Below are 21,059 nucleotides of genomic sequence, written 5' to 3'. Positions count from 1 at the left end.
CATGGTTGACGGCCGTGTACCGATTCATGTGCTGACCGGCTTCCTCGGCAGCGGCAAGACCACGCTGCTGCGCCATCTGTTGGCCGACCCCTGCCTGGCGGACACGGCGGTGGTCATTAACGAATTCGGCGAGGTCGGACTCGACCACCTGCTGGTGCGCGAGGTCGCCGAGGACGTCGTGCTGCTGAGCTCGGGCTGCATGTGCTGCTCGGTCCGCGACGATCTGGTGTCGACGCTGGCCGAACTGCACGCGCTGATGCGCGCCGGCAAGATTCCTGCCTTTGCCCGTGTCGTCGTCGAGACCACGGGGCTGGCCGACCCGGCGCCGATCATGCAGGCTATTCTGAGCGAGGCGACCCTCGTGCCGTGGTTCCGTCTCGGTCAGGTGATCACGACAGTGGACGCCATCAACGGCGAGCAGACGCTGGGACGGCATCGCGAGGCCAGGCAGCAGCTGGCCACGGCAGACCGGCTGATCCTGACGAAGTCCGACCTGGTCGGAGAGTCCGAATCCGACGCGCTGGGCGACAAGCTGCGCGCCATGAATCCGTCGGCGTGCCTACTCGTCTCGGGCAAGGCGCAACTGCCCGCCGCCGAGATCCTCAGGGAGGCCGACGCGCAATGGCGCGCTCCCGTCCCTGCCCAGCTCGGACCGATCCTTCATTCCGCCGCCGGGGCGCCGGCGATGCCCCATGCGCACGCCCACGACGACGCCATCAAGACCTTCACGGTGTCGTTGCAACAGCCGGTCGAATGGCCTTCCTTCGTCGAATGGCTCGAGCTGCTGCTCGCCAGCCGCGGCGATTCGATCCTGCGCGTGAAGGGACTGCTGGCGGTAACCGACGATGCGCGGCCCGTGGTCGTGCAGGGCGTGCAGCATGTGCTCTACCCGATCGAGCGCCTGCCGGCGTGGCCGGACGCGTCGGCACGGCCGGGCTGGATCGTCTTCATCGCAAGCGACCTGACGCAGCGCGCGATCGAGAACTCAATTCGCAGCGTCTACGAGACCAGCCTGGCCTGAGAGCGACGCGGTCGCGTCGACCGCGACGTCGACTTCCCTTCCCCGCCGCAGCAGCACGCGCCCGGTGGGGCGCCTTGCGAGCGCATCATCGAAGGACGAGGCCGGCACCAGCAACAGATCCGCCACGTCCCCGACCTCGATGCGCCGACGCCCGCCGCAGATCAGCGAGCTGAGCTCCTCCGGGGCATCGACGTGAGAGGCCATCGCGCCCACGAAGCCGGTCTCTAGCATGTCGCCATCGCCGAACGGAAAGAACCAGTCCCTGACGTTGTCGGTGCCGAAGCGCACCGCGACACCCGCCTTCAGCGCCTCGGCGACGGGCGCCAGCCCACGAACGCCCGGTGCACCCTCGCTGCGTGCCTGCAGATAGAGATTCAGCTCAGGCAGCACCACCAGCACGATGCGCGCTGACGCCATTCGGTCCAGCAGCCGACGGACATCGTCGCGTGGCAACACTGAGAGCACGCAGGCATGGCTGACCGTGACGCGGCCCTGCAGGCCACGCACCACGGTTCCGTCCACCAGTTGGTGGATCAGCGCCTTCGGCGCGTCGAGGTGTTCATCAAGGTGAACGTCAAGCGGCACGCCCAGCGCGAGCGCCGCGTCGAGCAGCGCCTCCAGGGCCGCCGCCGGATTGGCGCAGAGCGCCGGCACGGCGCCGATCAGCGAAGCGCCACGTCCGACCGCCTCGACGAAAAGCGCCTGCGTCCCGGGGTGGCAGGGGTCGGCCGCCGCACTCGCGAAGGCTACGACCTCAACGTCGAGCAACGGGCGCAACTCCGCCGCGACCGCCAGCACCCCCTCGATCGCGCGCATGCCGGTGATGGCGTCGATGTCGGTGTGCGTGCGCAGCGACGAGACGCCATGCGCGATCGATCGGCGCATCAGCCGCGTGGCGCGCGATTGGATGTCCTCGACAGTGGCGCTGGCGCGCTCGCGCTTCGCAGACAACACCGCATCGCCGAGCGACAGCGGACGCTGCGCCGGCGCCGCATACGCGCGGTTGGCATGCGCATGCAGGTTGACGAGCGACGGCATGGCCAGCCAGCGCGGAGGTGCCGCATAGGCTGCGGCCGAGATGGCGCGCACGCGCTCGCCCTCCAGCGCCAGGTCGAAGCTGCCCGCTCGATCGATGAGCGCGACGGACCGGATGACCCGCATCAGTTGCCGTTGTCGTACAGCGTGGTCGTTGTTTCGACGTTCTCGGCGTGCAGGCCGGCGCGCTGCACCGCGGCGGCGGCCAGTTCTCGCGCCTTGCGGCGCAGCGCCGGCTCGTCGACCCCATGCACCTTGCCCTCGCTGTAAAGAGTCTTGCCATCGACCCAGGTTTGCGAGATAGACGCGGTCGACGCCGAGAAGACCAGCGCCTGCAGCGGGTCGTGGAACGGGGTCCATTCGATGTGGTCGAGGTCGAAAAGGATGAAGTCGGCCTTCTTCCCGATCTCGAGCGAACCGATCTCGTGGTCCCACATTGCTGCCTTCGCGCCGTCGATGGTGGCTGCCCTCAGGGCCTGCCGGGCCGTGAACACGTCGGGCTTCATGCGCGCATCCTTGAACATGCCGGCGACGATCAGCATCTGGCGCATCAGGTTCATGTTGCCGGCTGCGGAAACACCGTCGGTGCCGAGCCCGACGGTGACACCGGCGGCGACCATCTCGGGATACTTGCCGATTGCCGTCGCGCCCTTGCCGAGCTTGAACGATGAGCACGGGCAGAACGCGACCTTGGCGCCGCGGCTCGCAAGGAGCTTCACTTCCTCGTCGCTGACGGCTGCTCCGTGCGCAATGACCAGGTTGGAGCCGATACCGCCCGCGCGGTCGATTCGCGTGATCGGCCAGCAACCATACTTTTCCTCGCAGACCTTCGCCTCCTCGATGGAGGTCGCCAGGTGGTAGGTGGTGCCGACACCGAGCCGCTCTGCAAGTTTCTGCGCGCCGACATGGAGCTCCAGCGTGCAAGGCTCCTTGCCTTCGATGTTGACCCAGCAGCGCACGCGGCCGTCGAGCGCGCCGTCGTACTTGCGCACGCAGGCTTCCAGCTCCTCGAGCGCCGCTTCCGCGCTCGGAAAGAAGTGGTGCCGCGCCATCTCCTCGGTCCAGCCGCGCGGCAGCTCGGGCGGCGGGTTGTCCGCTGCATGGCGGCCGGTGATGCCGCGGATGCCGGTCTTCTCCATTGCCCGCACCGTGATGCCGGGGTCGTACTGCGAGCCCATGTCGATGAAGCAGGTGGTGCCGTTGCGAAGCATCTCGGTGATGCCGAGCAAGGCTCCCCAGTACTCGTCTTCCTCGGTGATGTGCGCATAGAAGGGCTTGGCCCAGTGGAAGACCCAGGCCCGCGTGTTCAGGTTGTCAGGGAACACGGCGCGCGAAAGGGTCTCGGACAGATGGACGTGGCTGTCGACGAAGCCTGGGCAGATGCCGAGCATGCGGCCGTCCATCACGCGGTCGAAGTGCTCGCCGCGATGTCGCGCCGCGACTTCCGCGGCAGGGCCGATGTCGGCGATGCGATCGTTGTCGACCAGGATACTGGCGTCGCGCACCACCGTGTCGTTGGCGTCGACGAGGAATGCGAATTCAAGGTGCTCGATGAGCGTGCGCATGAAAGTCTTTCCAGGTTGAATTGTCGGGCCGCCGCTCAGCCCTCGACGACCAGCAGCTTGTCGGTGTTCGCGTAGTCGGACAGCAGCTCGCAACCATTGGCCGTGACCAGGAGCATGTCCTTGTTCTGCATGCCGAAGCCGTGACCCGTTTCATAGCACAGCGGCTCGAAGCCGAGCACCATGCCCTCTTCGATCACCGCGTCGCTTCCAGGTCGGCCCAGGACGGGCGTCTTGCCCAGGTAGGGATCTTCGTGCAGATGCAGGCCGATGCCGTGGCCGACGAACGAGATCGGCGGCAGGTCCATCTCGGACAGCTTGGCAATGAAGGCGTCGTAGATGGCACGGCAGCTGGCGCCTGGCTTGACCATCTGCATGATCTGGTACTTGCAGTCCACCAGATGCTGCCAGATGGCTTCGGCCTTCGGTGGCGCCTCGTGCACGACCGCGGTGCGACACACGCCCGCCTGATAGCCGTCGATCACGGAGAAGATCTCGACCCGGCAGACGTCGCGCGGCTTGAGCCTGCGCTCGCTGGGGCCGACGTTCGGCAGCACACTGCGCTCGCCGGTCGCGATGATCATCAGCTTGAAGTGCTCGGCCCCCAGCGCATAGACGTTGCGCGTCAGATGCCCGGCGATGTCCATCTCCGAGTCGCCGGCCTTGACCGACGCGAGCGCGTCGGTGATCGCCTGATCAGCGATGCGCGACAGGCGGCGCAGCAAGGCGATCTCCTCCGGCGTCTTGATCTGGCGCAGCCGCGCGAGGATCTGCTCGCAGTGCTCGAAGCGCGCGTCGGGCAGCGCCTTCTGCAGCCGTGCGAGGTCGCCTGCAGGCAAGTAGTCCATCTCGATGCCGATGCGGCCGCGCGCGAGTCCGAGCCTGCTCAGCTGGTCGGCCAGCACGACCATCGCATCATCGGTGAACTCGGCCCAGATGCGCGTCGGCACATCCGGTGCACGGCGCTTCACCGTGCTGGCTTCCATGTCGACCGAGAACAATTCCGTCCTGCCGTCGGCCGTGACGATCGCCATCGCATGACGATGCCTGATCAACGGCTGCGACGGGACGACGAAGCCGGTTGCGTACGCGTAGTTTTCGGGGGAGCATGACACCATGGCGTCGAGCTTGTGTTCGGCGATCGCCTTGACCTGTCGCTCGATGATTGCATTGCGCATCTGGAACCTTCCTTGGATGAATGTTGAGGGCGACCTCAGTCGCGGACGGTGTACTTCTCGACCTTGGCGAGGTCGACGTCGATGCCCATGCCGGGCGCGGTCGGCACTTCGATGCCACCGTCGACGAGCTTCATGGGCGCGACGATGAGGTCGTCGCGGTAGTAGATGCCGCCGATCTGGCCCTTCTGCCATTCGGCCGGCGTCGACACAGGGACCACGCAAGACAGCGTCGCAGCCGGCGCAGCGGCGGCCAGGTGGATGTTGGCGAGGTTGCCGACCCCGGTCTCCACAGAGCCATTGACGTTGCAGATGATCCCGGCCGCACGGCACACGGCCGCTACTTCCATCGCTTTGTATAGCCCGCCTGGCTTGGTGCTGTAGATGGACACGATCTGTGCCGCGCGCTGTTCGCTGATCTGGATCACGTCGTGCGCGTTCCAGGCCGATTCGTCGGCCATCACCGGCTGGTCGATCGCACGCGCAACCTCGGCGATGCGCTCGATGCCCATCACCGGCTGCTCGACGTACTTGAGCCGGTATGGCTCCATCGCACGCACCGTGGCGATGGCCTCGCCCGGCGTGCGATAGCCTTCGTTCGCGTCCACGCACAGCTCGACGTCGTCACCGACCGCTGCTCGCACCGTGCGCACCATGTCGATGTCGCGCTTCGCATCGACGCCGATCTTGATCTTGATCGTCCGGATGCCTTCGGCGGCAACTTGCGCCACTTCCTTCTCGGCCTCGGCGATCGGGATCAGTCCGATCGAATGGGTCACCATCACGCGCGATCGCGCCTTGCCGCCGAGCAGCATGTGCACGGGCAGGCCGAGCCAGCGGCCTGTGACGTCATAGGCGGCGAACTCGACCGCGGCCTTGGCATAGGGATATCCGCGGATCACCGCATCCATGCGCGCATGCATCTCCGCGAAGTTGCCGAGCTCGACGCCAATCAGGGCGGGCGCGAGGTACTTCTCGATCACCATCTTCGCGATCGACGTCGACTCGCCGAAGTAGCGGCCGAACTCGCCGCCCCAGTCCTTCAGCGCCGGCGCCTCGCCCCAGCCGATGCGGCCATCGCTATCGACCATGCGGGTCAGCAGGTAGCGACCGATGGACTCGGTCAGACCAGTCCACTTGTGCTCCCGCCGCGTCGGAAGCTGGACTAGCAGCGTCTCTATGGACTGGATCGTTGGCATCGATGGAACTCCTCACATACATCACTCAGGTCCGGCAGCCCATCTGCCAAATCTTTACTGTGATCACAGTGTGTGATCAAATAGTGTGATTGTCAATAGCCCCATCTACGCAAGTGCGCGGCACGGTAGAAGACGGCTTGCGCCCGGGCAAGGAGGCCCATCATGATCATCGAGATCACCAACTACTACGCGTTGCCCGGCCAAGCCGATGCAGTTCTGGCGCAGCGGCGGCGCGCCAGCGAAATCCGGGCGCGACTCGGGTTGCCGGCGGGCCGCATCTTTAAAAAGATCGAAGGCACGGGCCCCGACGTGCGTTGGGAATGCGTGTTCGATTCCCGCTCGGACTACGAGCGCGACCTCACTGCTCGCGGCGCCTCCGAGGAATTCACGCGTGCGCGGCAAGACATGCACACGCTCCTGGAGCGTTTCGAGCGCCATCTGCAGCAGGAAGCGCCGTAGGTTTCAGCAGTCTTCTGGGCAGCAGAGCACGCGCCCGGCTAGCTCCAGGGTTTCGACAGCAGCGGCGTTGAACCGCAGCCGCGGAGGCCCACCTCTTCGACGCAGCCGGCGGCCAGCGGCTCAACGGAGACGACCGCGCGACGGCTCGCCAAGCGACAGCATCAGGCGGTTGGCCCAGTTGAAGAAGGCCGCACTCTGGACGACGTCCACGATTGCCAGATCGTCCAGCCCCGCCGTGCGCAAGCGCTCGACGTGCTCGGGTCCGAACGCGATCGGTGTCGACGTCAGCGCCACCGATGCCGCCACGATGGCGTCCCATCGTTTGTCGATTCGTGCGCCGACGCCTTCGTCGAGCAGGCGCTGCACGTCGTCGGTGCGGTGCGAGAAGTGCGAGGCGAATCGCGCATGGACCGACGCGCAGTAGATGCAGCCGTTGTACCGCGAGGTCGCCGCGGCCGCGAGCTCGCGTTCCGGGCGCGGCAAGCCGCCTTCGGGGTTGTGGAAGATGTCCTTGTCGGTGCGCGTGCGCGCGCCGAGGATGTCCGGGTCGCGCGCGAGCAGCATGAAGTAAGGCGACTTCGCGCGCGAGGCGTCGACGAGGCCCGCGCGATGCCGGTCGGTCAGCGCGGCTTCGGGCAACGGCGGCAGCCATGGCAGCCATTCGAGCTCCTCCTGCGTGAAGGCGGCGGGCGGCACGTTGCCGGGATGGCTCAAGGTGGAATGGCTCATGACTGGATGGCCCTCGGCGACGACGCGAGCGCCTGCAGCCCGGCCGCGGCGCGGATCTGGTAGCCGAGGAAGGCGACGAGCTGCGACAGCGTGACGATGTCCGTCGGCGACCATCCGGCGTCCAGCAGCGCCGCCAGGTCCGGCGCGCTCGCATCGCGCGGATGGAAGAGCAGCAGGTGCGCATGAACCAGCGCGGCAGCGAGCCGGTCGCCGAGCACCGCGCGGGCGGCATCGCCGACACGGTAGACCGGTCCCGGCGCGTCTTCCGCGCTCAAGGGCCCCGCCGGAAAGCGGCCGTAGGGGCCGGATGCAGCGCCCAAGGCCGCCTCGCCCACGAGCGCATCGACCAGCGCCTGCGCGGCGCCGTGGCCCGCGAGGCCGCCGGCATAGAAATCGACCGCCGGACCCGGCCCGTGCAGCGCCGCCACGAAGGTGGCCACCGCGAAGCGCTCCGCCAGCGTGAAATCGCCGGCGGGCGTCGAGGCCGGTTCGAACAGCGCCCGGTAGCTTTCCTGGCTCTGGTCGCGCGCCTGAGCGCGCTGCGCGCGAACGCCCTGCAGCGGGTGTCCGGGCGCGAGGCCCGCGAGCTTGTCGATCACGTCCGGTGCGTGGGATGCGGTCATGCGATGGTCTCCGGTGTGGGGTCGCGAAGGGGGTCGGCGGCGGGGCGCCAGCCGAGCGCCGGTGCCACTTTTGTGGCGACCAGCTCGATGGAGCGCAGGATGAGCGGGTGCGGCGGATCGACCGAATGCACCTGGAACACCATGTCGGTCACCTGCGCGAGCGTGCTGTCGGCCTGCAGCGATGCGATGACGTCGCCCGGGGTGCCGACGTGCACGTCGTAGCCTTCGATGAGCTCGCGCAGCGTCGCATCGGGTCCCGGCCGGCTCGGATCGCCCAGCCGCGCGACGCTGCGACGCAGGCCCTGCTCGGCGAGGCGCAATGCCTGCTGCCGGTCGTCGGCCACGAACACCGAGCGCGAGCCCATGATGCGCGGCGCGCGCCCCGCGGGCAGCTTCTCGAGGTACGCCTCGACGATCGGGCGCTGAAGTTCGGAGAGCGAGGCGTGCGGCGCATCGGCCGGCCGCGGCTGCGTGCGCGACAGCATCAGTCCATCGCCCGCCAGACCGGCGCGCGCGCCGCCCGCGACGGAGAAGGTCGCCTGCCAGATCCTGTCGAGCAGTTGTGGCGAGGCCGGGTAGAGCCGATCGCCGCCAGCGAGCGCACGGCCCGCCCACGCTTCCCGCACCTGCGCCAGGTGGCGCGCGAACACCTCGGCGCGATCCTCGCTGGCCAGGCCAAAGGCCGCGAAGGACGAGGGCGTGCCGCCGGTGCCCACGCCGAACTCCAGCCTGCCGCCCGAGAGCAGGTCCAACACGACGGCATCCTCGGCCACGCGCACCGCGTTCTCGAGCGGCAGCGTCACGACGCCGGTGCCGAGCCGGATGCGCCGCGTCCGTGCCGCCACGTGCGCGAGGAAGACGAAAGGCGACGGCAGGCCGCCTTCCGCTTCGTGGAAGTGGTGCTGCGCCACCCACGCCGAATCGAAGCCGTTGGCCTCGGCGTGCGCGATCTGCTCGGCCACCAGCCGATAGCGTTCGACGGCGGGAGCGTCGTCGAGAAGGCGGCTGAAGAAGCCGAGGCGCCGGATCGCCGTCATCACGATGTGCGCGCGGGCTGGCGTGAGGGCGCGGGGAAGCCGTCGAACTCGATGCTGGCGCCGTGGGTGAGCGCGAGGTCGGGCGCCGCGCGATCTTCCGAGGCATCCGCACGCAGCACGAGCGCGTACGGCCCGTCGCCGCGCAGCGCGAGCCGCTGGGCAAGCGCGTCCCCCTCTTCGGCGCTGCGACCTGCGCGCGACGACGACAGCACCAGCGTGCTGCCGCCCAGCGTGACCAGTGCGAGCCGCGTGCGGCCGCCGGGCAGGCTCACCACGCCGCCCACCTGCGTCGCGCCCTCGCCTTCCGGTGCGCCGAGCAAGGCGCGGTAGCGTGCCAGCGTGGCGTCGAGGTCGCGCACCGCCAGCGCGAGACTGGCGACGCCGGTGGTGCCGTTGGGATGCACGCGCGCTTCGCCCTCGGGCACGCGCAGTGCGCGCGGCGTGAGATCGCCGCAGAGAAAGGGCAGGTCCGGCGACGGCGGCCGCGCGGTCTGCCAGCGCAGGTGCTCGCCGTCGGGGCGCACGCGCCCGCCGTCGAGCGGACCATCGAGCGCCAGGCCGCGCCCCGCGGCTTCGGCCACCGTCTGCGTAGTGCTTGCGGGCAGCAGCGCGAAGTCGACGATGCCTTCGCCGTGGCGCTGCAGCAGCTGCCACCAGCGCTCCTCCGGCGCGGGCGTCTTCCAGGCGATCAGTTCGAAGTAGCTGCCGTCGGCGAACACGACCAGCGCGTTGTGCGTGCTGCGCCCCGGATGGCCGCCGCCGCGCTGGACGTTGAAGCCGAGCGCTGTGTAGTCGGCGATGGTGGCCTCCAGGTCGTGGACGGCGATGACGATGTGGTCGAGCGAAAGCGGCATGGTGTTGGTTCGGTCTTTTTTCAGGATGCGGTGCGCGCGGCCTCGCCGCCGCCGAGGTAGGCGTCGCGGATGCGCGCGTCGGCCAGGAGCCGTTCGGCCGGGCCGCTCAGCACGATGCGGCCGGTCTGCAGCACGTAGCCGTGGTGCGCGATCTGCAGCGCGAGGCTGGCGTTCTGCTCGACCATGAAGACCGAGACGCCCTGCCGGTTGATCTGCGCGATGAGTTCCAGCACGCGGTCGACGTAGAGCGGCGAGAGGCCCATGGTTGGCTCGTCCATGCACAGCAGCTTCGGCCGGCCCATCAGCGCGCGCGCCATCGCCACCATCTGCTGCTCGCCGCCCGAAAGCGTGCCGGCCTGGAACTCGATGCGTTCGGCCACGCGCGGGAACAGGTCAAGCATGCGTGCGAGGTCTTCGGCGACCGCCTCGCGGTCGTTGCGCGCGTACGCGCCCATCAGCAAGTTCTCGCGCACCGTCATCGCGGGAAAGAGCCGCCGCGCTTCGGGCACCGAGCCGATCCCGCGCCGGATCACCTGCGGCGTGCCGAGGCCGAGCAGGGATTCGCCGTCGAAGCGCACTTCGCCCGAGCGCGGCTTGAGCAGGCCCAGCACCACCTTCATCGTGGTCGACTTGCCGCTCGCGTTGCCGCCGAGCAGGCTCACGATCTGGCCGCGGCGCACTTCGAGGTCCAGATCGAAGTGCGCCTGGACCAGGCCGTAGAAGCTGTTGATCTTCCGGAGTTCGAGCAAGGGCGGCTCGCCGTGCGAAAGAACCGGCCCAGCCGAACGCGCCGGCTCGGCGTCGTCCCTGTCCTCGTTCCAAAGCGGCGAAGGCGCAAGGCCCGTGCGTGCGACGGTCGCGATGCTGCTCATGCGGCCACCGCGACCTGCCCGCCCACCCGGCGATGGCCCAGGTAGGCCTCGATCACGGCCGGGTCGTTGCGCACCGCGTCCGGCAGGCCTTCGGCGATCTTGCGGCCGTCGTCGAGCACCACCACGCGGTCGGAAAGCTGCATCACGAGGTCGAGCTTGTGCTCGATCAATAGGATGCTCTGGCCCCGCGCCTTGAGCGTGCGGATGATCTTCAGCATCTCGGCCGTCTCGCTTTCGTTCATGCCGGCGGTCGGCTCGTCGAGCAGCAGCAGACGCGGCTGGAGCGCGAGCGCCCGCGCGATCTCGACGCGACGCCGGTTCGCGTACGAGAGACTGTGGGCCGGGTGGTCAATGCGAGGCAGAAGCCCGCTCGCCGAAGAGCGCGATGATCGCGAGCGCCTCGGCGCGCAGGCGCTCCTCTTCACGCCGCACCGAAGGCGGCTGGAACAGCGCGAGCGCGAGCTCGGCCAGCGCCGGCAGGCCCGGCACGCCGCCCATGCGCGGCTTGACCGCGCGCAGCCGTGTGTGCGCGCCGACCAGCACGTTGTCGAGCACCGTGAGGTTGGCAAACACGCGGCCGTGCTGGAAGGTGCGCGCGAGGCCGCGCTGCGCGAGTTTCTGCGCGGGCCAGCCGGTGATGTCGTCGCCCTCGAAAAGCACCTGGCCCGCGTCCGGCTGGTCGAGCCCGGTGATGAGGTTGAAGAGCGTGGTCTTGCCCGCGCCGTTGGGGCCGATCACGCTGACCAGCTCGCCCTCCTCCACGCGCAGGTCGACCGCATCGACCGCGGTGAGTCCGCCGAAGCGCCGCGTGAGGCCGCCGACTTCAAGCAGCGACGGCATCGGCTTCCTTCGCGGGCGCGGCCTTCTTGCCGACCCGCTTCACCTCGGCGCGGATGGTCTGCGGATTGCGCAGCAGGTTGAGGATGGGGCAGTTGCGCTCGACCGCTTCGAAGAGCGCGTCGATGTCCTCCTGCGAGGCCGGCGAGTCGATGTGCACCGTGTAGCCGATCTCGTGCGGCCAGATCGGCGTCGCCTCGTGGCCGGGCCGGCCGCCGCGCGGATCGATGAGCCCGGTCACCTCGACTTCGAGGCCGTCCAGCGGCACCTGCCGCTCGGCCGCCTGGATCAGGAAGATGTGCGTGACGCAGGTGCCCAGCACGCCGAGCTGCAGCTCGGGCGAGCTGGGGCCCAGGTTGTAGCCCGCGAAGTCCGGTGGGCTGTCGCTGATCACCTGGTGGTCGCGGATGCGCAGCCGCCGCACGCCGCTGCGGCCCTCGGCGCGCACGTGCGCCTTCAGCTGCAGCGGCTGCGCCGTGCCGGCGTCGATGGCGGCGTTGCGCCCGAGCACGGCGGCACGCTTCTCGGCGAGGTAGTCGTTGAGGTGGCTCATGGTGTGTGTCCTTGTGGAGTCGTTCAAACGGTGCCCAGCAAACCTTGCGGGCGGAAGCGGATCAGCAACAACAGCGCGACGCCGTAGATCAGCATCCGGTACTCCGCCGTCACGCGGAACAGCTCGGGCAGGCTCACCAGCGCGACCGCGCCGAGCAGAGCACCGCTGACGTTCCCGAGCCCGCCGAGGATCACCATCGTCAGCGCGAGGATGGAGATCTGCGAGGTGAAGGTCTCGTGGTTGATGTACGAATAGAGGTGCGCGGTGAAGGCGCCGCTCACGCCGGCCGCGAAGCCGCCGAAGCCGAAGGCCAGGGCCTTGTAGCGGTCGGGGCTCACGCCGTACGCCCGCGCGGCGACTTCGTCCTCGCGCACCGCGCGGAAGGTGCGCCCCAGGTGCGAGCGCAACAGGCGCCACTGCAGCAGGGCCAGCAGCACCATCGCGCCGAACGAGGCCCAGTAGAAGACATTGTTCGACGAGGCGTCGCGCCCGAAGAGCGACAGCGGCGGAATGCCGGACACGCCGATCGGACCGCGCGTGAGGCTCTCCCAGTTGAGGATGGTGAGCCCCACGATCTCGCCGATGCCCAGCGTCGCAATCGACACGTAGTGCCCGCGCAGCCGGAAGGCCGGGAAGATCAGCGCGGTGCCGATCACCGAGGTCAGCAGGCCCGCCAGCACGATGCCAGTCCCCACCGGCAGGTGCAGGTCGAGCACGAGCAGCGACGATGCATAGGCACCGATCGCGAGCAGCCCGGCATGGCCAAGCGAGATCTGGCCGATGGTGCCGGCCACCAGCGTGAGGCTCAGCGCGAGCGCGGCATAGAGCCACGAATTCGTGAGCGTCTGCAGCACGTAGGGCGACGGGTCGAAGAGCGGCAGCGCCGCCGCGGCGACGAAGAGCGCGGCCAGCACCCCGCGCGGGACGTGCCAGGGCTTGCTCGGCGCGATGAAGGTGCCGGTGAGCGGCTCGGGCGGCAGCGCGCGCTTGCGGCCGAAGAGGCCGTTGGGCCTCCACACCAGGATGACCAGCAGCAGCGCGAAGGCGAAGAGATTGCGGTAGGGCGTTCCCAGCAGCGCGACGCCGTAGCTCTCGATCAGGCCGAGCAGCAGGCTGCCGACGATCGCGCCCGGCACGTTGCCGACGCCGCCCACCACGGTCGCGACCACGCCCTTGAGCGTGGCCTGGAAGCTCATCGCCGGGCTGATGTTGTTGTAGTACATGCCCACCAGCAGGCCCGAGAGACCGCCGAGGGCCGACGCGATCGCGAACACCGCCTGGTTCACGCGGTTCACGTCGACGCCCATCTGCTGCGCGGCGTCGCGGTCCTGCGCCGTGGCGCGGACCGCCCAGCCGAGCTTGGTGAAGCGCAGGAAGCTGAAGAGCACCGCCGCGGTCGCGAGACCGATGCCGGCGATCAGCAGGTCGAGCGCGCCGATGGTGCCGCTGCCGATCGTGAGCCGCCAGTCGGGCAGCTGCGTCGGCAGCGCGCGCGGGTCGGGACTGAAGACGAGCTGCACCAGGATGTCGAGCACGAAGCTGATGCCGATGGTCGCCAGGAGCGGCGCGATGCGCGCCGCGCCCTGCAGCGGGCGCAGGCCCACGCGCTCGATCAGCATGCCCAGCGCCCCGGCGCCGAGCACCACGAGCAGGATGGTGATCGGCAGCGGCGTGCGCAGCCAGGTGATGGAGGCCCAGCCGATGTAGGCCCCGACCGTGTAGACCGAGCCGTGCGCAAAATTGATGAGGTGCGAGACGCCGAAGATCAGCGCCAGCCCGACCGCCAGCAACGCATAGATGTTGCCGATGATCAGGCCGTTGACCGTGTAGTCGAAGAAGGACGCGAAGGAGAAGAAGTTCATGCCGTGGCCGCAGGCCGTGCGCTCAGCGCGCCGAGACCACGGCGGGCTTCCCGTCGCCGAGCGCCCACTTGCCGTCCTTCACCACCAGGTCGACGCTCTTCACGCCGATCACGCGCCGCGTGTTGGCATCGAAGTTGGCCTTGCCGAAGACCACGCTCGGGATGTCCTTCACCTTGTAGAACGCATCGCGCACCGCCTTGCGGTCCCCGTTGGGTCCCGCGTGGCGCAGCGCGGCAGCCGCATAGACGACCGCGTCGTAGGCATAGGCGTTGAAGGCGTCCGGCTCCTTGCCGTACTTGGCACGAAAGCGCTTGACGAAGTCTTGCACTTCCGCCCGTGGTTCGTCGGGAAAGAAGGACGTGTTGGTGTAGATGCCGTTCACCGCGGCGCCCCCGAGCTCGATGAACTTCGGCGAGTAGACCGAGCCGCTCGCGGCAATCGGCTGCCTGAGGCCGACGTTGCGCACCTGGCTCGCGATCAGCGCACCGTCGGGATAGTAGGAAATCAGCACCACGCCGTCGGGATTCGCGTCGCGCACGCGCACCAGGGTCGAGCGGAAATCCTTCTCGTCCGGCTGGTAGCCCTCGGTGATCGCGACCTGCGCGCCGCGTGCCTCGGCCGCCTTCACGAACACGTCGCGGCTGGTACGGCCCCAGTCGGTGTTGAGGTAGAGCACGGCAACGCGCTTGAAGCCGAGCGTCTTGACCGCGAGGTCGGCCAGGAGCGGCTGCGCATCGGCCTGGCTGATCGACGGGCTCCAGATGAAGTCGCCGCCCTTGGTGAAGTCAGGGTGCGAATTCGTGAAGCCGAGTTGCACCAGACCGGCGCGCTGATAAATGGGAGACGCCGCCATCGAGGCCGGGCTGGAGAAGTCGCCGAGCTCGATCTTGATGCGCTTGTCGTTGACGAACTTCTGCGCCAGGCCGACAGCCTGGCGCGGGTCGCTCTGGCTGTCCTCGAAGGTGTAGGCGAGCGGGCGGCCGTGGATGCCGCCGTTGGCGTTGATGTCGTCGAGCGCGAGGTCGAAGCCGGCCTTCCACTGCGCGCCGTACTGGGCATTCTGGCCGGTGAGCGGGCCGCTCACGCCGAACCAGACGGGCTCGCCCGCGGCCGGTGCGGCGATGGAAAGTGCAGGCGCCAGCAGCAGGGCAGCAGCGGCGAGGCGAAGGAAAGTTTGACGATGCAGCATGTGCGTGCGCTCCAGCGAGACGGGAAGCCCACGATTCTTGATGCGTGCGCGCGGCTTGGAAACGAAGAAAAAGGCACACGCTTGCTCGAATTTCGAATATCGCCACGCCGGTGCGGCCGGCACGATTCGACTCACCCTCGCGCATATCGATGCACGTTTTGGTTCCTTCCCTCGCCACCGCGTCTGCGGCAGCATCGACACGGCAAACCGAACCGAAAGGACTGGGCATGAGATTTCTCGTGGTGGGCGCCGGCGCCCTGGGCGGCTACTTCGGCGGCCGCTTGCTCGCGGCCGGCGAGGACGTGACCTTCCTGCTGCGGCCCGCGCGCGCGGCGCAGCTCGCCGCCACCGGGCTGTCGATCCGCAGCCCGGCGGGCGACCTGCACCTGCCCTCGCCGCCCAGCGTGCTCGCTCACCGAATCAAGGCGCCCTTCGACGTCGTGATCGTCGGCTGCAAGGCCTATGACCTGGACGAGACCCTCGCCGCGTTCGCGCCGGCCGTCGGCCCCGACACCGTCGTGCTGCCGCTCCTGAACGGCCTGCGCCACATCGACCGCCTGAGCAAGCGCTTCGGCCGCCGGCGCGTGCTCGGCGGCCTCGGCATGATCTCCGCGACGCTGGCCGCCGATGGCGTCGTGCTGCACCTGGGGCAGGACCACACGCTGGTCTTCGGCGAGCTCGACGGCGGGCGCTCGGCGCGCGTCGACGCCATCGCGCACGCCTTCGCACGCGCCAATTTCGACGGCCGCGCGAGCGAATCCATCCTGCAGGCGATGTGGGAGAAATGGGCGCTCATCGCCGCGCTCGCCGGCATCACCACGCTCATGCGCGCGAGCGTCGGCGACATCGTGGAAGCCGGTGCACAGCAGCTCGCACTCGACCTCTTCGCCGAATGCGCGCGCATCGCCGCGCACAACGGCTTCGCGCCGAGTCCCGCGGCGATCCAGCGCGGCCGCGCGACGCTCACCGCGGCAGGCTCGCCGATCACCGCGTCGATGGCCAAGGACATCGAGCGCGGCGCGCCGACCGAGGCCGACCATATCCTCGGCGACCTGCTGCGCCGCGGGCGCTGGTCGACCGCCGACACCGTGCTGCTGCCGGTGGCGTATGCGAACCTGAAGAGCTACGAGGCGCGGCGCGCACGCGAATGCGGTGTGCCGCGCGCCGGCGAACTGCTGGCCGCCTGAGTGGCGGCAGCGCGCGTGCTCAGACCGCGGCCAGCGCCTGGTCCAGATCGGCGCGTAGATCGTCGATGTGCTCGATCCCGACCGACAGGCGCACCGTGTCTTCCGAAACGCCGGCCCGCGCCAGTTCCTCGGGCGACAGCTGCCGGTGCGTGGTCGACGCGGGATGCGTGGCGAGCGAGCGCACGTCACCGATGTTCACGAGCCGCGTGAAGAGCTTCAGCGCATCGAGGAAGCGCGCACCTGCGGCACGCGCGTCGCCTCCCTTGCTGTCGAGGCCGAAGGTCAGCACGCCGCTGGCCTTGCCGCCCAGGTACTTGTTGGCCAACGCATGGTCCGGGTGCTCTTCGAGGCCGGCGTAGCTGACCCACCTCACCGCCTTGCTCGTCTGCAGGTGCCGCGCGACGGCCAGCGCGTTGTCGCTGATGCGATCGACGCGCAGCGCCAGCGTCTCGATGCCCTGCAGGATCAGGAAGGCGTTGAAGGGCGAGATCGCCGCGCCCGTGTTGCGCAGCGGCACCACGCGCGCGCGGCCGATGTAGGCCGCCGGGCCCAGCGCCTCGGTATAGACCACGCCGTGGTAGCTCACGTCGGGTTCGTTCAGGCGCCGGAAGCGCTGCTTGTGCTCGGCCCAGGGGAACTTGCCGGAGTCGACGATCGCGCCGCCGATGCTGGTGCCGTGGCCGCCGAGGTACTTGGTGAGCGAGTGCACGACGATGTCGGCGCCGTGCTCGATCGGGCGGCTCAGGTACGGCGAAGGCACGGTGTTGTCGACGATCAGCGGCACGCCGTGGCGGTGTGCGATCGCCGCGATGGCCGCGATGTCGGTGACGTTGCCGGCCGGGTTGCCGAGCGACTCGACGAACACGGCCTTGGTCCGGTCGTCGATCAGCTTCTCGAAGCTCGTCGGATCGCGGTGGTCGGCGAAGCGCGTCGTGATGCCGAACTGCGGCAGCGTGTGCGCGAACAGATTGTAGGTGCCGCCGTAGAGCGCCGTGCTCGAGACGATGTTGTCGCCGGCCTCGGCGATGGTCTGGATCGCATAGGTGACCGCCGCCTGCCCCGAGGCCACGGCGAGCGCGGCGATGCCGCCTTCGAGCGCTGCCACGCGCTGCTCCAGCACGTCCTGCGTCGGGTTGTTGATACGGCTGTAGATGTTGCCGGGCACCTTGAGGTCGAACAGGTCGGCGCCGTGCTGCGCGCTGTCGAAGGCGTAGGCCACGGTCTGGTAGATCGGCGGCGCGACGGCGCGGGTCGTGGGTTCGGGCGAGTAGCCGGCATGCACCGACAGGGTTTCAAATTTCCAGTTGTTCGACATGGTTGTTGTTGTCCGAGAAGGTGTCACCAGGAATGCGCGAGGGAGGCCACGGCGGCCGCGCGATTGCGCCGCAGGACGCGGACCGGTACGTAGCCGTACGGTGCGCGGCGCGCCACCTCGCGCGGCGAGGCCGGCGCGATGCGCCAGACGGACGCCGTCTGCGCGAGCACGCGGCGGGCGTTCTCCGCAGGCGTCGGTCCGCCCGTGTGTGGGGTCGCCGCGAGCGCCAGAGTCATGCAATGCCGGCCGCGGCCGCGTCGATGGCAGCGGCTGCGGCGGTCTTGAGCAGTCGCCGGCGGGGAAGATCGGCGAGGGTCATGGAGGGTGCGAACTTCGGTGGTGCTTCATGCCGCAGCGGGCAGCGGTGTCGTCGTGGCGGCCTTCGCGCGGCGCGCATCGACGCTCCACGGACCAGCGCCGGCAGCGGCGATGTAGAGGAACACGAACGAGAAGAGCACCGCCGCCTCGCCCTGGTTCAGGGAAGGCGCGAACACATAACCCTTGGTCGCGTGGCCGAGAAAATAGGCGAAGGCCAGCAGGCCCGAGAGAACGAATGCCGTCGGGCGCGTGAAAAGACCGATCAACAGCAGCGCACCCCCGACCAGCTCCAGCACACCGGCGACGCCGAGCAAGGACACGATCTGGAGGTTGTCGAAATAGGCCACGTGAGGAAAGCCCAGCAGCTTGGCCGATCCGTGCTGGATCAGCAGGAAGGCGGAGACGATGCGCAGCACGGAGAGCGCGCGCGGCGCCAGGAGTTCGGGATTGCGGAATGCCATGAAGAGCCTATCGACGTAGTGGGGTGAAGGGAAAGGGCCGCGAAACTCGCAGCGGCGACCTGGCGGATTCTGCGGATGCGGCATGCGCTTCCCTACGAATGAATGCGAGTTTGCAGATGCGGTTTCCGTTGGGTCCGCAGCGACGCGCACCGCTCGGACGGCCGGGTCATAAGCATCGAAACAATCGGTCTTTGGCAAGGTGATCGGCGCTCGCGTACAAGGAGGACCATGCCGACGACTCGCCAACTCAAGCTGGGCGCCTTCATGCGCCCCGTCAGCATCCACACGGGTGCCTGGCGCTACCCCGGCGCCTTCGCCGACGCCAACTTCAACTTCGCGCACCTCAAGCGCTTCGCGCAGACGCTGGAGCGCGCGCGCTTCGACGCCTTCTTCATGGCCGATCACCTGGCCGTGCTCAACATGCCGATCGAGGCGCTCCAGCGCAGCCACACCGTGTCGTCCTTCGAGCCCTTCACGCTGCTTTCGGCGCTGAGCCAGGCGACCGAGCACATCGGCCTCGTGGCCACCGCATCGACGACCTTCGACGAGCCCTTCCACATCGCGCGCCGCTTCGCCTCGCTAGACCACCTGAGCCAGGGGCGCGCGGGCTGGAACGTCGTCACCACCTCCAACCCGGACGCCGCCCTCAACTTCGGGCGCGAGGACCACATGCCGCACGACGAGCGCTACGCCCGGGCACGCGAGTTCTACGACGTCGTGACCGGCCTGTGGGACAGCTGGGCCGACGATGCCTTCGTGCGCGACGCCGCGAGCGGCCTCTACTTCGATCCGGCGAAGCTGCACACGCTCGACCACAAGGGGACCTATCTTTCGGTGCGCGGCCCGCTGCACATCGCGCGGCCGGTGCAAGGCTGGCCCGTGATCGTGCAGGCCGGCGCGTCGGAGCCGGGGCGCCAGCTCGCGGCCGAGACGGCCGAAGTGATCTTCGCTGCGCACGGCACGCTGGCCGAAGGCCGCAGCTTCTATGCCGACGTGAAGGACCGCCTCGCCGCGCGGGGCCGCGAGCGCGATCACCTCAAGATCCTGCCGGCCGCCTTTGTGGTGGTGGGCGATACGGTGGAGGAGGCGCGCGCGATCCGCGCCAGGCTCGACAGCCTCGTGCACTACGAAAGCGCCATCGCCTCGCTCTCGATCGCGCTCGGCGTCGATGCCTCGAAGTTCGACCCCGATGCGCCGCTGCCCGCGGTGCCCGAAACGAATGCCAGCAAGAGCAGCCAGCAGCGCGTGATCGCCCTGGCCGAGCGCGAAGGCTTCACGGTGCGCCAGCTCGCGCAGCGCCTGGGCGGCTACGGCGGACTGGCCTTCGTCGGCACCGCGCAGACCATCGCCGACCAGATGCAGGAGTGGCTCGAGTCCGAAGGCTCGGACGGCTTCAACATCATGTTTCCATGGCTGCCGGGCGGACTCGATGCCTTCGTCGACAAGGTCGTTCCGGAGCTGCAGCGGCGCGGCATCTTCCGGCGCGAGTACGAAGGCACGACGCTGCGCGACAACCTCGGCCTTCCGCGCCCGGCCAACCGGTTCTTCCCGGCGCGATGAACCCACGATTCGGTCGCATCGATATCTGAAAAACGAATAAGCGAGCCGCGCGAGACTCAGATCATTCCCTTATTTGAAAGCAACGAATCGGTAGTTCGCGATCTGAAGACACGCCCGCAGAATCGGCCGCCGAGTGCTGATCGGCACCGCTATTTCGTCTGGGCTCCATGAATTTCCAACAGTTGCGCTCCGTGCGCGAAGCCGTGCGATGCGGCTTCAATCTCACCGAGGCGGCCCATGCGCTGCATACCTCGCAGCCGGGCGTCAGCCGCCAGATCCGTGAACTGGAAGACGAACTCGGCATCGCGCTGTTCGCGCGCGCCGGCAAGCGGCTCACCGGTCTGACGGCGCCGGGCGATCACCTGCTGCCGATCATCGAACGCGTGTTGCTCGAGAGCCAGAACCTGCGGCAGGCCGGACAGGAATTCCTCGCGCAGGAGCAAGGCCTGCTCTCCATCGCCGCGACGCACTCGCAGGCACGCTACGCATTGCCGATGGCGGTGCAGGAGTTTCGCGGCCGCTTCCCCAACGTCCAGCTGCATCTGCGCCAGGGCTCGCCCAAGCAGATCGCGCAGATGCTGCTCGACGGCGAGGCCGATGTCGGCATCGCGACGGAGGCGCTCGGCGACTACCCCCAGCTCGTGGCGCTGCCCTGCTTCCGCTGGACCCACTCGCTGATCGCGCTGCCAGGCCACCCGCTGCTCGACGCCCCGCTGACGATCGAGCGCCTGGCCGCCTACCCGCTCGTCACCTACGACAGCGCCTTCACCGGCCGCACGCGCATCGACCAGGCGTTCGCCGAAGCCGGCCTCAAGCCCGACTTCGCGATCACCGCGATGGACGCCGACGTGATCAAGACCTATGTCGAACTCGGCATGGGCGTGGGCATCGTCGCGGGCGTGGCGTTCGAGGCCGAGCGCGACACCAGGTTGCGCGCGGTCGATGCGGGTCATCTCTTCGGCATCAACCTGACGAAGCTCGCGGTCCGGCGCGGCGTCTATCTGCGCGCCTTCGTCTACGCCTTTATCGAGGCCTTCGCGCCGACCCTCGCGCGTCCCGTGGTCGAGGAAGCCCTCGGCAGCGGCGCGGCCGAGGAGGAGAGCGAACCCCTGGGCCAGGCGGCGCTGGCCCAGCTGTTCGCGCATGCGCCGGGCGCCGGCGGCGCGCCGTCGGCCCAGCATTGAGTCGACCGCCCCGACGGCGGTTCGACG

General features: G+C 68.8%; 20 protein-coding genes and 1 pseudogene. 5 read left to right on the top strand and 16 right to left on the bottom strand.

The window, feature by feature from the left end:
* Position 1: 1 nt before the first annotated feature.
* Positions 2–1,021 carry a CobW family GTP-binding protein gene (locus ACSQ9I_RS40305; RefSeq protein ID WP_436317446.1) on the top strand — a complete coding sequence of 340 codons (1,020 nt, stop codon included), beginning with the start codon at positions 2–4 and terminating at the stop codon, positions 1,019–1,021.
* On the opposite strand, the gene ACSQ9I_RS40300 is transcribed toward ACSQ9I_RS40305, so the two are convergent.
* The 4 genes from ACSQ9I_RS40300 to ACSQ9I_RS40285 form a co-directional block, all read right to left on the bottom strand.
* Positions 986–2,110, bottom strand: a complete 1,125-nt coding sequence (locus tag ACSQ9I_RS40300; protein ID WP_436317445.1) for an amidohydrolase family protein — start codon at positions 2,108–2,110, stop codon at positions 986–988. The genes ACSQ9I_RS40305 and ACSQ9I_RS40300 overlap by 36 nt on opposite strands.
* A 71-nt stretch (positions 2,111–2,181) precedes the next feature.
* On the bottom strand, positions 2,182–3,621 hold the full coding sequence (locus ACSQ9I_RS40295) for an amidohydrolase family protein (protein ID WP_436317444.1): 1,440 nt from the start codon (positions 3,619–3,621) through the stop codon (positions 2,182–2,184).
* A gap of 35 nt (positions 3,622–3,656) precedes the next feature.
* A complete protein-coding gene (locus ACSQ9I_RS40290; RefSeq protein WP_436317443.1) occupies positions 3,657–4,796 on the bottom strand; it encodes a M24 family metallopeptidase in 1,140 nt (379 codons plus the stop codon).
* Positions 4,797–4,831: 35 nt separating this feature from the next.
* A complete protein-coding gene (locus tag ACSQ9I_RS40285) occupies positions 4,832–5,992 on the bottom strand; it encodes a mandelate racemase/muconate lactonizing enzyme family protein (protein WP_436317442.1) in 1,161 nt (386 codons plus the stop codon).
* A 162-nt stretch (positions 5,993–6,154) separates the two neighbouring features.
* Between ACSQ9I_RS40285 and ACSQ9I_RS40280 the strand changes: the two genes are divergently transcribed.
* Positions 6,155–6,451, top strand: a complete 297-nt coding sequence (locus ACSQ9I_RS40280; protein ID WP_436317441.1) for a hypothetical protein — start codon at positions 6,155–6,157, stop codon at positions 6,449–6,451.
* A gap of 120 nt (positions 6,452–6,571) precedes the next feature.
* Here ACSQ9I_RS40280 and ACSQ9I_RS40275 read toward each other — a convergent pair whose 3' ends face one another.
* The 9 genes and pseudogenes from ACSQ9I_RS40275 to ACSQ9I_RS40235 all read right to left on the bottom strand — a co-directional run bounded on the left by ACSQ9I_RS40275 (position 6,572) and on the right by ACSQ9I_RS40235 (position 15,007).
* A complete protein-coding gene (locus tag ACSQ9I_RS40275) occupies positions 6,572–7,180 on the bottom strand; it encodes an alkylhydroperoxidase domain protein (RefSeq protein WP_436317440.1) in 609 nt (202 codons plus the stop codon).
* On the bottom strand, positions 7,177–7,803 hold the full coding sequence (locus tag ACSQ9I_RS40270; protein ID WP_436317439.1) for a CMD domain protein: 627 nt from the start codon (positions 7,801–7,803) through the stop codon (positions 7,177–7,179). Before ACSQ9I_RS40270 ends, ACSQ9I_RS40275 begins: the two co-directional genes overlap by 4 nt.
* Positions 7,800–8,840 (bottom strand): putative FMN-dependent luciferase-like monooxygenase, encoded by a 1,041-nt coding sequence (locus ACSQ9I_RS40265; protein ID WP_436317438.1) that lies wholly within the window; start codon positions 8,838–8,840, stop codon positions 7,800–7,802. The genes ACSQ9I_RS40270 and ACSQ9I_RS40265 overlap by 4 nt, the downstream gene beginning before the upstream one ends.
* On the bottom strand, positions 8,840–9,694 hold the full coding sequence (locus ACSQ9I_RS40260) for a VOC family protein (RefSeq protein WP_436317437.1): 855 nt from the start codon (positions 9,692–9,694) through the stop codon (positions 8,840–8,842). The genes ACSQ9I_RS40265 and ACSQ9I_RS40260 overlap by 1 nt, the downstream gene beginning before the upstream one ends.
* A gap of 20 nt (positions 9,695–9,714) precedes the next feature.
* Entirely contained in the window at positions 9,715–10,566 is an 852-nt protein-coding gene (locus tag ACSQ9I_RS40255) for an ABC transporter ATP-binding protein (protein WP_436317436.1), read from the bottom strand.
* Positions 10,563–11,406 (bottom strand): annotated as a pseudogene (locus ACSQ9I_RS40250) (ABC transporter ATP-binding protein). Before ACSQ9I_RS40250 ends, ACSQ9I_RS40255 begins: the two are co-directional and overlap by 4 nt.
* On the bottom strand, positions 11,390–11,956 hold the full coding sequence (locus ACSQ9I_RS40245) for an OsmC family protein (RefSeq protein WP_436317435.1): 567 nt from the start codon (positions 11,954–11,956) through the stop codon (positions 11,390–11,392). Before ACSQ9I_RS40245 ends, ACSQ9I_RS40250 begins: the two are co-directional and overlap by 17 nt.
* Before the next feature lie 23 nt (positions 11,957–11,979).
* Entirely contained in the window at positions 11,980–13,818 is a 1,839-nt protein-coding gene (locus tag ACSQ9I_RS40240; RefSeq protein ID WP_436317434.1) for an ABC transporter permease, read from the bottom strand.
* 22 nt (positions 13,819–13,840) lie between these two features.
* Complete coding sequence (locus tag ACSQ9I_RS40235) at positions 13,841–15,007, bottom strand: ABC transporter substrate-binding protein (RefSeq protein ID WP_436317433.1); 1,167 nt, start codon at positions 15,005–15,007, stop codon at positions 13,841–13,843.
* 227 nt (positions 15,008–15,234) lie between these two features.
* Between ACSQ9I_RS40235 and panE the strand changes: the two genes are divergently transcribed.
* Positions 15,235–16,194, top strand: a complete 960-nt coding sequence (gene panE / locus ACSQ9I_RS40230; protein WP_436317432.1) for a 2-dehydropantoate 2-reductase — start codon at positions 15,235–15,237, stop codon at positions 16,192–16,194.
* A 19-nt stretch (positions 16,195–16,213) separates the two neighbouring features.
* Here the strand turns inward: panE and ACSQ9I_RS40225 are convergent, their stop codons facing one another.
* The 3 genes from ACSQ9I_RS40225 to ACSQ9I_RS40215 form a co-directional block, all read right to left on the bottom strand.
* On the bottom strand, positions 16,214–17,509 hold the full coding sequence (locus tag ACSQ9I_RS40225; protein ID WP_436317431.1) for an O-acetylhomoserine aminocarboxypropyltransferase/cysteine synthase family protein: 1,296 nt from the start codon (positions 17,507–17,509) through the stop codon (positions 16,214–16,216).
* 23 nt (positions 17,510–17,532) lie between these two features.
* Complete coding sequence (locus ACSQ9I_RS40220; RefSeq protein ID WP_436317430.1) at positions 17,533–17,745, bottom strand: hypothetical protein; 213 nt, start codon at positions 17,743–17,745, stop codon at positions 17,533–17,535.
* A gap of 108 nt (positions 17,746–17,853) precedes the next feature.
* Positions 17,854–18,288 carry a DoxX family protein gene (locus ACSQ9I_RS40215; protein ID WP_436317429.1) on the bottom strand — a complete coding sequence of 145 codons (435 nt, stop codon included), beginning with the start codon at positions 18,286–18,288 and terminating at the stop codon, positions 17,854–17,856.
* Positions 18,289–18,516: 228 nt separating this feature from the next.
* Here ACSQ9I_RS40215 and ACSQ9I_RS40210 point away from each other — a divergent pair, with 228 nt between their 5' ends.
* Both ACSQ9I_RS40210 and ACSQ9I_RS40205 read left to right on the top strand, forming a co-directional pair.
* Positions 18,517–19,848, top strand: a complete 1,332-nt coding sequence (locus tag ACSQ9I_RS40210; RefSeq protein WP_436317428.1) for an LLM class flavin-dependent oxidoreductase — start codon at positions 18,517–18,519, stop codon at positions 19,846–19,848.
* 167 nt (positions 19,849–20,015) lie between these two features.
* Positions 20,016–21,032, top strand: coding sequence for a CysB family HTH-type transcriptional regulator (locus ACSQ9I_RS40205; RefSeq protein WP_436317427.1), 1,017 nt, complete (start codon positions 20,016–20,018; stop codon positions 21,030–21,032).
* The last annotated feature ends 27 nt before the right edge of the window (positions 21,033–21,059 follow it).

Origin of the sequence: Variovorax sp. LjRoot84 (assembly GCF_964254305.1) — a bacterium.
In the GTDB taxonomy this organism is placed as follows: domain Bacteria; phylum Pseudomonadota; class Gammaproteobacteria; order Burkholderiales; family Burkholderiaceae_C; genus Variovorax.
The sequence above is the reverse complement of the archived record's forward strand: the minus strand, read 5'-3'. Positions and strand labels throughout refer to the sequence as shown.

What these genes read in the sequence shown, in the direction of transcription:
- ACSQ9I_RS40305 (WP_436317446.1), top strand. Translation starts at nt 2, where the DNA reads ATGGTTGACGGCCGTGTACCGATTCATGTGCTGACCGGCTTCCTCGGC.
- ACSQ9I_RS40295 (WP_436317444.1), bottom strand. Translation starts at nt 3,621, where the DNA reads ATGCGCACGCTCATCGAGCACCTTGAATTCGCATTCCTCGTCGACGCC.
- ACSQ9I_RS40290 (WP_436317443.1), bottom strand. Translation starts at nt 4,796, where the DNA reads ATGCGCAATGCAATCATCGAGCGACAGGTCAAGGCGATCGCCGAACAC.
- ACSQ9I_RS40285 (WP_436317442.1), bottom strand. Translation starts at nt 5,992, where the DNA reads ATGCCAACGATCCAGTCCATAGAGACGCTGCTAGTCCAGCTTCCGACG.
- ACSQ9I_RS40280 (WP_436317441.1), top strand. Translation starts at nt 6,155, where the DNA reads ATGATCATCGAGATCACCAACTACTACGCGTTGCCCGGCCAAGCCGAT.
- ACSQ9I_RS40275 (WP_436317440.1), bottom strand. Translation starts at nt 7,180, where the DNA reads ATGAGCCATTCCACCTTGAGCCATCCCGGCAACGTGCCGCCCGCCGCC.
- ACSQ9I_RS40270 (WP_436317439.1), bottom strand. Translation starts at nt 7,803, where the DNA reads ATGACCGCATCCCACGCACCGGACGTGATCGACAAGCTCGCGGGCCTC.
- ACSQ9I_RS40265 (WP_436317438.1), bottom strand. Translation starts at nt 8,840, where the DNA reads ATGACGGCGATCCGGCGCCTCGGCTTCTTCAGCCGCCTTCTCGACGAC.
- ACSQ9I_RS40260 (WP_436317437.1), bottom strand. Translation starts at nt 9,694, where the DNA reads ATGCCGCTTTCGCTCGACCACATCGTCATCGCCGTCCACGACCTGGAG.
- ACSQ9I_RS40255 (WP_436317436.1), bottom strand. Translation starts at nt 10,566, where the DNA reads ATGAGCAGCATCGCGACCGTCGCACGCACGGGCCTTGCGCCTTCGCCG.
- ACSQ9I_RS40245 (WP_436317435.1), bottom strand. Translation starts at nt 11,956, where the DNA reads ATGAGCCACCTCAACGACTACCTCGCCGAGAAGCGTGCCGCCGTGCTC.
- ACSQ9I_RS40240 (WP_436317434.1), bottom strand. Translation starts at nt 13,818, where the DNA reads ATGAACTTCTTCTCCTTCGCGTCCTTCTTCGACTACACGGTCAACGGC.
- ACSQ9I_RS40235 (WP_436317433.1), bottom strand. Translation starts at nt 15,007, where the DNA reads ATGCTGCATCGTCAAACTTTCCTTCGCCTCGCCGCTGCTGCCCTGCTG.
- panE (WP_436317432.1), top strand. Translation starts at nt 15,235, where the DNA reads ATGAGATTTCTCGTGGTGGGCGCCGGCGCCCTGGGCGGCTACTTCGGC.
- ACSQ9I_RS40225 (WP_436317431.1), bottom strand. Translation starts at nt 17,509, where the DNA reads ATGTCGAACAACTGGAAATTTGAAACCCTGTCGGTGCATGCCGGCTAC.
- ACSQ9I_RS40220 (WP_436317430.1), bottom strand. Translation starts at nt 17,745, where the DNA reads ATGACTCTGGCGCTCGCGGCGACCCCACACACGGGCGGACCGACGCCT.
- ACSQ9I_RS40215 (WP_436317429.1), bottom strand. Translation starts at nt 18,288, where the DNA reads ATGGCATTCCGCAATCCCGAACTCCTGGCGCCGCGCGCGCTCTCCGTG.
- ACSQ9I_RS40210 (WP_436317428.1), top strand. Translation starts at nt 18,517, where the DNA reads ATGCCGACGACTCGCCAACTCAAGCTGGGCGCCTTCATGCGCCCCGTC.
- ACSQ9I_RS40205 (WP_436317427.1), top strand. Translation starts at nt 20,016, where the DNA reads ATGAATTTCCAACAGTTGCGCTCCGTGCGCGAAGCCGTGCGATGCGGC.